Source organism: Kitasatospora sp. NPDC001261, assembly GCF_042896795.1.
In the GTDB taxonomy this organism is placed as follows: Bacteria; Actinomycetota; Actinomycetes; order Streptomycetales; family Streptomycetaceae; genus Kitasatospora.
In genome coordinates this window covers 47,985-59,596 of the sequence record NZ_JBIAXP010000013.1, presented here as the reverse complement: position 1 = coordinate 59,596, position 11,612 = coordinate 47,985, and the positions used below count along the sequence as shown (strand labels likewise).

14 protein-coding genes are annotated in these 11,612 nt (G+C 75.3%); 8 read left to right on the top strand and 6 right to left on the bottom strand.

The window, feature by feature from the left end:
• Positions 1-15 precede the first annotated feature (15 nt).
• On the bottom strand, positions 16-1,530 hold the full coding sequence (locus ACFY4B_RS18585) for a multicopper oxidase family protein (protein ID WP_387968900.1): 1,515 nt from the start codon (positions 1,528-1,530) through the stop codon (positions 16-18).
• Positions 1,531-1,910: 380 nt separating this feature from the next.
• Between ACFY4B_RS18585 and ACFY4B_RS18580 the strand changes: the two genes are divergently transcribed.
• The 5 genes from ACFY4B_RS18580 (at position 1,911) to ACFY4B_RS18560 (ending at position 6,486) form a co-directional block, all read left to right on the top strand.
• A complete protein-coding gene (locus tag ACFY4B_RS18580) occupies positions 1,911-3,410 on the top strand; it encodes a pyridoxal phosphate-dependent decarboxylase family protein (RefSeq protein WP_387968898.1) in 1,500 nt (499 codons plus the stop codon).
• Positions 3,407-4,138 (top strand): hypothetical protein, encoded by a 732-nt coding sequence (locus ACFY4B_RS18575; RefSeq protein ID WP_387968895.1) that lies wholly within the window; start codon positions 3,407-3,409, stop codon positions 4,136-4,138. The genes ACFY4B_RS18580 and ACFY4B_RS18575 overlap by 4 nt, the downstream gene beginning before the upstream one ends.
• A complete protein-coding gene (locus tag ACFY4B_RS18570) occupies positions 4,135-4,836 on the top strand; it encodes a DUF6875 domain-containing protein (protein ID WP_387968893.1) in 702 nt (233 codons plus the stop codon). Before ACFY4B_RS18575 ends, ACFY4B_RS18570 begins: the two co-directional genes overlap by 4 nt.
• 371 nt (positions 4,837-5,207) lie before the next feature.
• Positions 5,208-5,465, top strand: coding sequence for a DUF6221 family protein (locus ACFY4B_RS18565; RefSeq protein ID WP_049656647.1), 258 nt, complete (start codon positions 5,208-5,210; stop codon positions 5,463-5,465).
• 76 nt (positions 5,466-5,541) lie between these two features.
• The gene (locus tag ACFY4B_RS18560) at positions 5,542-6,486 is read left to right on the top strand and encodes a hypothetical protein (RefSeq protein ID WP_387968890.1); all 945 of its coding nucleotides are present in this window, start codon (positions 5,542-5,544) and stop codon (positions 6,484-6,486) included.
• 27 nt (positions 6,487-6,513) lie between these two features.
• On the opposite strand, the gene ACFY4B_RS18555 is transcribed toward ACFY4B_RS18560, so the two are convergent.
• The 5 genes from ACFY4B_RS18555 to ACFY4B_RS18535 all read right to left on the bottom strand — a co-directional run bounded on the left by ACFY4B_RS18555 (position 6,514) and on the right by ACFY4B_RS18535 (position 9,715).
• On the bottom strand, positions 6,514-7,083 hold the full coding sequence (locus tag ACFY4B_RS18555) for a GNAT family N-acetyltransferase (RefSeq protein WP_074006286.1): 570 nt from the start codon (positions 7,081-7,083) through the stop codon (positions 6,514-6,516).
• Positions 7,084-7,106: 23 nt separating this feature from the next.
• On the bottom strand, positions 7,107-7,418 hold the full coding sequence (locus ACFY4B_RS18550) for a hypothetical protein (protein WP_387968888.1): 312 nt from the start codon (positions 7,416-7,418) through the stop codon (positions 7,107-7,109).
• Positions 7,419-7,516: 98 nt separating this feature from the next.
• Positions 7,517-8,392, bottom strand: a complete 876-nt coding sequence (locus ACFY4B_RS18545) for an ABC transporter permease (RefSeq protein WP_380781811.1) — start codon at positions 8,390-8,392, stop codon at positions 7,517-7,519.
• Positions 8,352-9,239, bottom strand: coding sequence for an ABC transporter ATP-binding protein (locus ACFY4B_RS18540; protein WP_049656639.1), 888 nt, complete (start codon positions 9,237-9,239; stop codon positions 8,352-8,354). The genes ACFY4B_RS18545 and ACFY4B_RS18540 overlap by 41 nt, the downstream gene beginning before the upstream one ends.
• A complete protein-coding gene (locus ACFY4B_RS18535; RefSeq protein ID WP_387968886.1) occupies positions 9,236-9,715 on the bottom strand; it encodes a MarR family winged helix-turn-helix transcriptional regulator in 480 nt (159 codons plus the stop codon). Before ACFY4B_RS18535 ends, ACFY4B_RS18540 begins: the two co-directional genes overlap by 4 nt.
• A gap of 324 nt (positions 9,716-10,039) precedes the next feature.
• Here ACFY4B_RS18535 and ACFY4B_RS18530 point away from each other — a divergent pair, with 324 nt between their 5' ends.
• The 3 genes from ACFY4B_RS18530 (at position 10,040) to ACFY4B_RS18520 (ending at position 11,460) form a co-directional block, all read left to right on the top strand.
• On the top strand, positions 10,040-10,537 hold the full coding sequence (locus ACFY4B_RS18530; RefSeq protein WP_387968883.1) for a hypothetical protein: 498 nt from the start codon (positions 10,040-10,042) through the stop codon (positions 10,535-10,537).
• Between the two features lie 75 nt (positions 10,538-10,612).
• Entirely contained in the window at positions 10,613-10,939 is a 327-nt protein-coding gene (locus ACFY4B_RS18525; protein ID WP_117485396.1) for a hypothetical protein, read from the top strand.
• 161 nt (positions 10,940-11,100) lie between these two features.
• Positions 11,101-11,460: a hypothetical protein gene (locus tag ACFY4B_RS18520; RefSeq protein ID WP_387968880.1), complete on the top strand. Its 360-nt coding sequence runs from the start codon at positions 11,101-11,103 to the stop codon at positions 11,458-11,460.
• The last annotated feature ends 152 nt before the right edge of the window (positions 11,461-11,612 follow it).

Below are 11,612 nucleotides of genomic sequence, written 5' to 3'. Positions count from 1 at the left end.
CCCGGGACCGGGGTGTCAGGCGATCTCCATCTGGGCCATCATGCCCATCGCGGAGTGGTCCAGCAGGTGGCAGTGGTAGGGGTAGCGGCCGCGGTAGGAGTCGAAGGTGGCCTGCAGGCGCACGCTCTCGCCGGGCATCAGGCGCACGGTGTCCTTGAGGCCGCCCTCCTCGGGGCCGGGGGGTGCGCCGTTGCGCTGCAGGACGCGGAACTGCACCAGGTGCAGGTGGAAGTTGTGCGGGATGTCGGTGTTGGCGTTGTGGACCGTCCAGATCTCCGAGGTGCCGAAGGCGACGGCGGCGTCGACGCGGGCGGGGTCGTACTGCCGGCCGTCGATCAGGCCGAGCGGGGCCACGCCCGCGCCGCCCTCCTCGACCTTCAGCACGATGGTGCGCTCGCGGGCCACCGGGCCCAGCGGGGGCAGGGTGCGCAGCCGGTCGGGGACGCTGGAGGGGTCGGGGGCGGGGCGGCCGACGTCGAAGCGCAGGACCTGGCCGATGTGTTCGGCGGGGCCGGGCGGCATGGAGTTGGTGAGCACGACGCTGGTGCCGGGGCGGTAGCGGGAGAAGTCGATGACGACGTCGGCGCGCTCGCCGGGTGACAGGTCGACGGTGTCGGTGGTGTGGGGGCGTTCCAGCAGGCCGCCGTCGGAGCCGATCTGGGTGATGGGGCCGCCGTCGGCCAGGCGCAGGGAGAAGAAGCGCAAGTTGGAGGAGTTGAGCAGGCGGATGCGGTAGCGGCGGGCGGCGACGTCGACCTTGGGCCAGGGGCGGCCGTTGGCGAGGACGGTGGCGCGGCCCTCGGCGTCGTCCATCCGGTAGACGAGGTTGCCGGCGGTGTCGAAGCGGGCGTCGCGCAGGGCGATGGGCAGGTCGTAGCGGCCGGCGGGCAGCGGCAGGGAGGCCTCGGTGGCGTCGGTGAGCAGGTAGGTGCCGGCCAGGCCGCGGTAGACGTGCTCGGACTCCAGGTGGTGGGCGTGGTCGTGGAACCACAGGCTCGCGTGGGGCTGGTCGTTGGGGTAGGTGTAGGTGCGGGTGGCGCCGGCGCCCAGCAGGTTCATCGGGCCGCCGTCGCTGTCGACGGGGACGGCGGAGCCGTGCAGGTGGACGGAGACCGGGTCGTCGAGCAGGTTGGTCTGGCGGACGACCACCGGGCGCCCGGAGCGGGCGCGGATGACGGGGCCGGGGAAGGCGCCGTTGTAGGTGAGGACCTCGGTGCGGCGGCCGGGCAGGACGCGGGCGTAGGAGCGCAGCATGGTCACCGCGTAGGTGTCGGCGCCGCCGTCGGTGGAGACGGGGCTGAGCACCGGGGGCAGCGGCAGGGCGGTGGTGAACTTCTCCGCGAGCGCGGGGCCGGCGTCGGGGCCGGGGTCGGGGGCGGCGGCGCCGGCCGGGTGGGCGTGGCCGGCGTCCTTGGCGGCGGCGGCCGCGGTGGTGGCGGCGGAGGGGGCCGGGCGCAGCGTGGTGCGCACGAGCAGGACTCCTCCCCCGGTCGCCAGGGCGGCGCCGATCATCCTGCGTCTGGTCACCATCGCGTCGTTCCTCCCGCGTGAGCTCCCCCGGCCTCGCCCGGGTGGGGTGGGGCGGCCTTGTCCGGGGGTGATTGCAGCAGCGGCGGCTCGGGTCCCGGTGGGGTCCGGCTGGGGCCGTACGGGGCGGTGCGGGGGGGTGGTGCGGGGGTGCCCGCGGCGGGGGCCGGGGCGGTGCGGGTGGGGCCGTCGGGCGGTGCGGTGGGTGAGCTGCGGGTGTTGCGGGCGCCTTGCGGGCGGTGGCCACGGTGGCTGCGGACGCGGTCGAGGAACGCTCAAGGACTCGGACGCGGTGAACGCTCGTACTCGCCAGGGGCCCGGCGTGCTGCTCACCCGCGCGTCGGCCCCCCGTTGTCGAAGGACTTGAGGGGAAGGGCCTGAGCGTGGACCTGCGGTACTGGCTGCCGAAGGCGGCCGAGGTGGCCGAGCGGTGGGGCGAGCGGTTCGGGCCGCTGGAGCCGCACCCCTCGCACCTGGTGGACGAGGCGGCGTTCGCGGCCGCCTTCGAGCGCTTCGCCGAGCGCCTGGAGCACAACTACCCGTTCTTCCATCCGCGCTACGCCGGGCAGATGGTCAAGCCGCCGCACCCGGCGGCGGTGGTGGGCTACCTGACGGCGATGCGCTTCAACCCCAACAACCACGCCTACGAGGGCGGACCGGCCACCAACGACATGGAACGCGAGTGCGTCGCGCAGCTCGCCGCCATGTTCGGGCTGCCCGCGCACGTGGGCCACCTGACCAGCAGCGGCACCATCGCCAACCTGGAGGCGCTGTACGTGGCGCGCCAGAGCCACCCGGGCCTGGGGGTGGCGTACAGCCGCGAGGCCCACTACACCCACAGCCGGATGTGCCACGTGCTGGGCGTCCAGGGGCACGCGGTGGCGGCGGACGCCGAGGGCCGGATGGACACCGGGGCGCTGGAGGAGCTGCTGCGCACCGGGCGGGTCGGCACGGTGGTGGTCACCTGCGGCACCACCGGGGCGGGCGCCGTCGACCCGGTGCACGAGATCCTGCCGCTGGCCCGCCGCTACGGGGCGCGGGTGCACGTGGACGCCGCCTACGGCGGGTTCTTCGCGCTGCTGGCCTCCGACGACGCGCTCGCCGCCTCCCTCGACGTGGACACGGCGCCGTGGCGGGCGATCGCCGGCTGCGACTCGGTGACCGTCGACCCGCACAAGCACGGCCTGCAGCCGTACGGCTGCGGGGCGGTGCTGTTCGCCGACCCGGACATCGGGCGGCACTTCGCCCACGACTCCCCGTACACCTACTTCACCGACGCCGAGCTGCACCTGGGCGAGATCAGCCTGGAGTGCTCGCGCGCCGGGGCCTCGGCCGCCGCCCTGTGGCTGACCCTGCAGCTGCTGCCGCTCACCGCGCGGGGGCTGGGCGCGGGGCTGGCCGCGAGCCGGCGCGCCGCCCTCGCCTGGGCGCGGCGGATCGAGGACAGCGCGGAGCTGACGCTCTACCAGCGGCCGCAGCTGGACATCGTCACCTACTTCCCCACCCCGGCCGGGCCGGCCGCGCTGTCGGCGGTCGACGCCGCGAGCGAGCGGGTCCTGCGCCAGGGCATGGCCGACGAGCACGACCCCGTCTACCTGAGCGTGCTGCGCGTGGACGCCGCCGACTTCACCCGCCGCCACCCGGGCGTGCGCGCGGACGCGGACGGGGCGCGGGTGCTGCGCAGCGTGCTGATCAAGCCGGAGGCGGAGGGGTGGGTGGCGCCGCTGCACGCGCGGGTCGCGGCGCTGGCCGCCTCGGCAACCGGTTCCCCTGTCTCCACCGTTCCGTCCGCTCCCTCTGCTCCGTCCGCTCCCTGTGTTCCGTCCAGTCCTTCGGCTCCTTCCCCTTCGTCCGCCCCCTCGTTCGAGGAGAGTGCCCGTTGACCACCGCAACCGCCCTGCCCGCCGCCGCGGGCACCGCCTTACCGCCCCCCGGGCCGGCCGACAGCGCCGTACGGCCGGTCGTGCGCCCCGCCCGCCCGGGCGAGGAGGACGCCCTGGCCCGCGCGCTCGCCGACGCCTTCGCCGACGACGCGCTGATGCTCTGGGCCTTCCCCGACCCCGGCCACCGCGCCCGCGTCCTGCCCGCCTTCTTCCGCGTCCACGTCGAGCAGTGCCTGGCCCACGGGGGCGCGCTGGCCGTCCACCGGGCCGCCGGCGACGGCGCCACGGACGACGGCGCCACGGACGGCGAACCGCTGGGGGCGCTGCTGTTCCTGCCGCCCGGCCGCTGGGAGGCCCCGGGCCCGCGCGACGGCGCCGCCACCGCCGCCCTGGCCGAGGCGATCGACGCCGCCGGCCACGGCGAGCCGGCCCGCCGCCTGGCCGCCATCACCCGCCTGCAGACCCTGCGCCACCCGCGCCACCGCTCCCACCACTACCTCGCCTTCGTCGGGGTGCGCCCCGGCGCCCGCGGCACCCGCGCCGGGCGGGCCCTGCTGCACGCCTTCCTCACCGAGGTCGACACCGCCGGCCAGGCCGCCTACGCCGAGACCAGCTCCCCGTCCGGCGCCCGCCTGCTCGCCCGCGGCGGCTTCGCCCGCTTCGGCGAGGCCCTCGCCCTGCCCGGCGGCGGACCCCGCCTGGCCCCGGTCTGGCGGGGGCCCCGATGACCGCCCCCGCCGCCGTCGCCCCCACCGCTGCGGCCGCCGTCACCGGGGCGCTGCGCGTGTACAGCGCCGAGCACATCGACGCCGGCCGCGCCGCCGCGAGCCCCGAGGCCGCCGAGACCCTCGCCTGGGCCCGCGCCTTCCTCACCACCGCCCACCCCGACCTCGGCCGCAGCGGCCCGGTCTGCCCCTACACCCAGCCCTCGCTGCGCCGAGGCCTGTTCCACATCGCCGTCGCCGACACCTCCCCCGGCGCCTCCCCCAGCGGGGACCTGCCCGCGCTGGTGGCCGAACTGCGCGCCCACTACGACGCGTTGCTCGCCGACCTGGCGGAGGAGTCCGACCGCGAACTGCTGACCGTCCTGCTGGTGCTGCCCCAGCTGGACCGCGAGGACTCCACCGTGCTGGACGAGCTCCAGCGCAAGGCCAAGGACGAGTTCGTCGAACAGGGCCTGATGATCGGCCAGTTCCACCCGGTCTGCGAGGAACCCGGCCTGTGGAACCACTCCTTCCGGCCGCTGCGCGCCCCCGTCCCGCTGCTCGCGGTGCGCAAACTGCTGGTCTTCGACCTGCCGTTCCTCACCGGCGACGAGACCCACCTGAACCACTATCTGGCCCGCTTCGCCCCCGAGGTCCCCGCCCGCATCCGCGCCCAGCTGGTCACCAGCGTCCGCGCCCGCCGGCAGGGCACCGCCGCCTGACCCCCTCCCCCTGCGCGCGCGGAGCCCGGCCGGCGCCCGGCTCCGCGCGCGCCCCCACGGGAGGAAGCAACGTCCCCGTGGAACACGGCACCACGGCGCCGAGCGCGGCGGCCATCCCGCACGAACTCCCCTAGGACGAACGGAAGTTCGGCCGCGACGGGACGACGGGCGCGGGCCACCCGACCACCGCGAACAGCCGCACCCCTGACCGGCCGGCCGGGGACGCGCGCAACCCGGCGCGCCGCCAAGCCCGTTCACCGACCAGGCCCCCGCTGCCCGCCCGCGGCACACGGTACCGAGCCGCCCCCGCGCCCTCCGGGCGGAAGGGCCCCGGCTCCCGGCCCGCCAGGGCGGCGCACCAGGATGGGCCCATGGACGACCTCCTGCGCTTCCTGCGCGCACGCAACGAGGAAGACAACCACGCCTACGCCTACGTGGCGCACGTCTTCGGCCCCGAGGCCCTCCTCGACAGCCACCTGCCCATGCTCGACCTGGTCGACCAGCTGGCCCAGGAGGGCATCGCGATGAACCCTTCGGACCCCCGCGCCGCCGGCCTCGCGTACGCGCTGCGCGTCCTCGCGCAGTCCTACCACGACCACCCCGGCTACCGGGAGCAGTGGCGCCCCTGACCGGCCGGAGGCGGCCGGGAGCGGCCGGAGGCGGGGCCGACGGCGGCCGCCCGCCCGGGTTCGGTAGCCTCCGGGAATGGCCGCCTCCCCGCACCCCGTCCGGCTCACCACCCGGCTCGTCGACGGACTCGTCTGCGCCTACGCCCCGGCCGCCGGCGCCGTGGGCGTGCTGTCGCCCGCGGTGGCCTGCCGGCCGGTTCCCGGGGACGGGGTGGTCGCCCACGCCGTCGCCGCCCACCTGCGACACGCCTACTACACGACGCTCCACGCAGCCGTCTGCGTGACGGCCGACGGCGCGGAGGTCTGGCGCACGCCCTTCGAACCGGCGGCGGACAACGCCCACGGCCACCTGCCCGACTGCGAACTGTCCCCGGACGGGCGGGTGTTGTGGGTCTACCGGCCCGACGCCATGGCGGGCCGCGACCGGCCGGACCAGTGGGTCGCCGTGGACGCCGCGAGCGGGGCGGTCCTCGCCCGGGCCGACCTGGAGACGGTCGGGCACGGCGGCGTGCAGCTGGCCCACCCGGCGAGCGGCGGGATGCTCCTCAACGTGGGCGAGGGGCAGGACGGCACCGCCGTCTACCGCGCGTCGCTGGCCGGCGGCCGGCTGGAACTCCTCCGCTACCCGTGGGACGACCGCTGCCTCATCGACCTGTCCCCCGACGGGCACCGCTTCCTGACCGTCGACCACGCCCAGAGGGACCTCGCCGTCCACGCCTTCCCCGGCGGCGAGACGGTGTTCACCCTCACCGTCGACGACTTCGGCCACGACCCGGACACGGTCTTCCTGGAGTGGAGCGGCGGCCACCTCACCCCGGACACCCTCCTGGCCACCCTCGTCGGCGAGACCGAGGACGAGGAGGACTGGTTCCGCCACTACCGCGTCGACGCCCGCACCGGCCGCGTCCACGGCGAGTTCGACGCCCACGCGGCGGACCCGTACGACCTGCGGCCGCTCGGCGACGGCTCCTGGCTCACCACCGGCCCCGGCGGCCACCCGGTGCGCCGCACCGCCTCCTGACGCCCCGACCCGGTGCCGCCGGCCCGGTCAGGCCGTCGGCGACGACCCCAGGTCGGCGGGAACCAGCGAGTACAGGACGAGGTCGGTGCGGCCGTGGTGGGTGAAGCCGGCGTTGCGCAGCACGCCCTCCTCGCGCAGGCCGGCGTTCAGGGCGGTGCGGCGGGAGGCGGTGTTGGCGGTGGCGGCCTTGAGCTCCAGGCGTTCGAAGGCCTGCGCGGTGAGCAGCCAGTGCGCCAGGGCGCGGGTGGCCTCGGCGGCGATGCCCCGGCCTCGTGCCCAGGGAGCGACCCAGTAACCGGCTTCGGAGCTGCGGGAGCGCCAGTCGGTCTTCTTCAGGCCGACGGTGGCGGCCAGGCGCCCGTTCGTGCGCTCGGTGACGGCGAAGTGGATGCCGTCGCCGGTGGTGCGCAGGTCGTGGGCGGTGCGGGTGCACCAGGTGTGGGCGTCCTCGCGGGTGTAGGGGCGGGGCAGCGGCAGCCAGTGCTGGGTGAGGTCGTCGGCGCAGGCGGCGCGGGTGTCGTCGGTGTCGTCGGCGGTGAAGGGGCGCAGGGTCAGGCGCGGGGTGTGCAGCACCGTCTGCGGGAAGGCGTGGGTCATGGGGTCGTGTCGTTCCTTCCCGGTCAGGCGGCGGACAGGTGCAGGGTGAGGGGCGGGCCGGGGGTGGCGGCTGTCCAGCCGTTCGCCCGGGCGGTGCGGATGCCCGCGGCGACTTCGCGTGGCAGGACGAGGTCCGTCGCCACCGCCCCGGGGGTGCGGAGGGTGGGGCGGCCGGTGTCCACGACGAGTGTCGTTCCGGGGTGCGCGGCGTGCTCGGCGGCGTAGCCGAGGGTGGTGCCCTCGTAGTCGCAGCACCAGTGTTGGCGGGTCACGCGCCAGCGGTACTGCACGCCGTCGACGGCGATGCGCCGCGTGCCCTTCCTCGCCAGTGCCACTGGTGCCGCCTTCCGGTCGTCGGCTTGCTGGAAGGCAGTCTCCCGGGGCGGCGCCCCGCGTGTCACCGCGTTTTTCCGCAGGGTGGTGACGGCGTCGGCTAGCGCGCCAGGCGCCTGAGCAGGGCGGAGGCGGCGGCGATGCCGGCCACGGTGGCGAGGGCGAGGACGGCGAAGTCCAGGGGCAGGTGGGAGGGGGTGCCGATGAGCAGGCCGCGCAGGGCGTCGACCTGGTAGCTGAGCGGGTTGGCCTTGCTGACGGCCTGGAGCCAGCCGGGCATCAGGTCGACGGGGTAGAGGGCGTTGGAGCCGAAGAACAGCGGCATGGTGATGGCCTGGCCGATGCCCATCAGGCGGTCGCGGGTGAGGACGATGCCGGCGATGGCCATCGACAGGCAGGAGAAGAACGCCGAGCCGAGCAGGACGACGGCCACGACGCCGAGCAGTCGCAGCGGGTTCCAGGTCATGGCGACGCCGAGGGCGGCGGCGATCAGTACGACCACGACGGCTTGCAGGAGTGCCTTCACCCCGGCGGCGAAGGCCTTGCCGGTGACGAGGGCGGCGCGCGGGGTGGGGGTGACGAGCAGTTTGGTGAGGACGCCGGAGTCCCGCTCCCAGATGATCATGATGCCGTAGAAGATCGCGATGAACATCGCGGACTGGGCGATGATGCCGGGCGCGAGGTAGTCCAGGTACGGGATGCCGCCGGTGGGGATGGCCTTGAGGCGGGTGAAGGTCTCGCCGAAGATCAGCAGCCACAGGGCGGGCTGGACGGCCCGGGTGTAGAGCTCGGTGCGGTCGTGGCGCAGCTTCTGCAGTTCGACGGCGCACATCGCGCCGATGCGGGCGGGCACCAGGCGCCAGCCGGTGCGGGCGCGCGGGGGCACCAGCAGCAGGGAGAGGTCGGGGCCGGCGGCGGGGCGGGGGGCGGGGGGTTCAGCCGACGCGGCCTGCGGTGCGGCGGGTACGGCGGACATCGCTGAAGTCTCCTTCGGTGGCGTCGGCCAGCTGCCGGCCGGCGAAGTGGCGGAAGACGTCGTCGAGGCTGGGCGCGGCCTGGGCCGGGTCGGTGCGCCGTACCTGGTCCTTGAGTTCGGCGGGTGTGCCGAGCGCGCGGACGCGGCCGCGGTCCATGAGGGCGATGCGGTCGCAGTGGCGGTCGGCCTCGTCCATGTAGTGGGTGGTGACCAGGACGGTCATGCCGGTGGCGGCGCGTACGGCGTCGACGCGTTCCCACACGCCGGTGCGGGCGATCGGGTCCAGGCCGATGGTGGGTTCGTCCAGGACGAGCAGGCGCGGGGCGCTGACCAGGGCCTGGGCGAGTTCGAGGCGGCGCACCATGCCGCCGGAGTAGGTGGCGGCCATGCGTTCGGCGGCCTCGGTGAGGTCGACGGCGGCCAGCGCCTGGTCGACGCGGGCGGCGCGTTCGCGGCGCGGGACGTCGAAGACGCGGGCGAACAGGGCGACGTTCTCGCGTCCGGTCAGCCCGGCGTCGGCGGACAGCTGCTGGGGGACGTAGCCGAGCAGGCGGCGCACCTGCATGGGGTGGCGGGTGGCGTCGTGGCCGAAGACGCGGACCATGCCGGCGCCGACGGGCAGCAGGGTGGTGATCGCGCGGATGGTGGTGGTCTTGCCGGCGCCGTTGGGGCCGAGCAGGCCGAACACCTCGCCGGTGCGGACGGTGAGGTCGATCCGGTCGACGGCCCGGGTGGCCTTCCCTCGGCCGTGGCGGAAGGTGTACTCCAGGCCCCGGCAGGCCACCGCGTCCGCGGCCTCCCGGGTGTCCCCGGCGTTCCCGGTGCCCCGGGTGTCCTCGGTGGTCATCGTTCCTCCTCCGGCGGGGTGCGCAGGCCCTCGGCGACCTGTCGCAGGGCGGGCAGCGCGGCGGCCAGGGCCTCGCGCTCGCGCGGCGGCAGGCCGGCGACGATGTCGCCCATCAGCGCGCGGCGGCGCCGGCGCCAGGCCTCGATGCGTTCGACGGCCTCCGGGGTGGCGTGCAGGAGGGCGGCGCGCCGGTCGGCGGGGTCGCTCTCGCGGCGCAGCAGGTTCCGGGCGACGAGCTGGTTGACGAGGGTGGACACGGAGTTGCCGGCCAGGCACAGCTCCTCGGCGGCCTCGGAGACGCGCAGTCCGGGGCTGTCCATCACCAGGCGCAGCAGTTCGACCTGGGCGCCGCGCAGGCGGGGTTCGTCCGTCGTCTGCCGCAGGCGGCGGCGGACCAGGCGCTGGATGCCGACGAGGAGGGTGGAGAACTCGTCCGCCAGCGCGACGTCGAGCGTTTCGGGCCCTGTCGCGGTCATACCCTCATTTTAGCTCTCAGTAAGAGCTATCCGTCGAGAGCGCGGAGCCCCCTCCGCCCGCGCGCCCCCTCCGCTGGCCGCGCGCCCCGTCTACTGGCTGCGCGCCCCCTGGCCCGCCCCTTTCGGCGGGCCGCCCGCGCGCGGGAAGTCGGCCCCGCCGACTTCCCGCTCCGCCGGGCGGCGGGAGGTGACCGTCCGTCACCGGGGAGATCCGATGGAGGTGTTGCGACCCCGCCGGGAGGGTGTCGTACGGCGCTGGCATGCTGATCGGATCACAACGGTTGTCGCCGGGATGGGGGGCAGATGTCGGACAGGGTCATGCCGATGCGCACGGCACCGCGCTTGGGCACGGTCAACGGGTTCGGGCGGACGATGCTGGGCAAGACGCGGCCGGACTCCCAGGGAGCCTGCTTCGCCACCCACTGGTTCACCATGCTGATGCTGCCGATCCGGCCGCTGGGACGCTACTACGTCAAGGAGGGCGAGACGGTCGACGTCTCCGGGCGGCACGGCTCCTCGACGAGCACCACGCAGTACGTGTTCCTGGGCCGGGCCGAACTGCGCATGAGCGAGGTGATCCGCACCTACCTGTTCTGCTGGCTGGTGGCGCCCCTCGTCATCGCCGGTCCCGTGACGCTCTTCGGGATCAACAGCGACGCGTTCAGCCACGCGCACCCGATCGTCTTCATCGTGCTGCTGCTCGCGATCCCGATCGTCTGCATGATCGCGCTGGCGTGGATGCTGGTGCTCAACGAGAAGTTCCTGGCACCGGCGCGGATACCGCAGTGGGTCGAGGCCCGGCCGACGAACCGGCGGGACTGAACAGACGGGGCCACCCCGCTCAAGGCAGCCCGGGTGGCCCTGGACAGGCCCGGAGGACCGGGGCAGGATCCGGGCATGCCGTCCGACGAGCCGTTGTCCGAGGAAGAACTGTCCGCGATCGAGCTGCGCGCCGGCGCCGCGACACCGGGGCCGTGGGTCGCCCGGCTGGAGACCCGCCAGGGGATCGGCGGCGCGAGCTTCGTCCAACTGCGCCCCGACGCGCCGCGGGACGACGAGTTCCACCTGACCCGGACCACCGACGGCCGCACCCGGACGGGACCGGACCCCGCGACGGACGCGGACCTCGACTTCATCGCCGCCGCCCGCCAGGACGTGCCACGACTGGTCGACGAGGTCAGGCGGCTGCGGGAAGCCCTGGAGCGGGCGCAGCCGGCCGGCTGACGGCCACACGGAGCAGCCGCCCCGGGGAACCGGGGAGCCGCCGGGAATGGAAAGTCGGCCCCGCCGACTTCCCACTCCCCCACGGCGGCGGCCCCTGGCAGGCCGGGCCTGCGCGTACGGGCTCCGGGGCGGTTGTCGGTGCCGGGTGGCAGGCTGCGCCCATGAGTTACGACCTTGCGGTCTGGGAGGGCGAGCGCCCCGCGGACGACGCCGCGGCGGGCCGGTGCTTCGACGACCTGTACGAGCGGTACCTCGGCACGGACGAGGAGAACCTTCCGCCGACCGAGCGGATCGCGGCCTTCGTGGCCGCGCTGCTGGAGCGGTGGCCCGACCTCACCGAGGACGAGGACGACACCTCGCCGTGGTCGACCGGCCCGCTGATCGGGGAGGCGAGCGGCCCGCTGATCTACTTCCCGATCCGCTGGAGCATGGTGGAGGAGGCCTGCGTCCACATCGCGAAGGTGGCGTCCTCGCTGGGCCTCACCTGCTTCGACCCGCAGTCGCAGTGCCTCTGGCCCTGACCGCCGCACGGCGGACAGCCGACGGCTGACGGCTGACGGCTGCCACCGCGGAGCCCCGGGGAGTGGGGGGGGGGGGCCCCCCCCCACCCCCACCCCCCCCCCCCCCCCCCGGGGGGGGAAAACCCCCCCCCCCCCCCCCACACCCACCCACC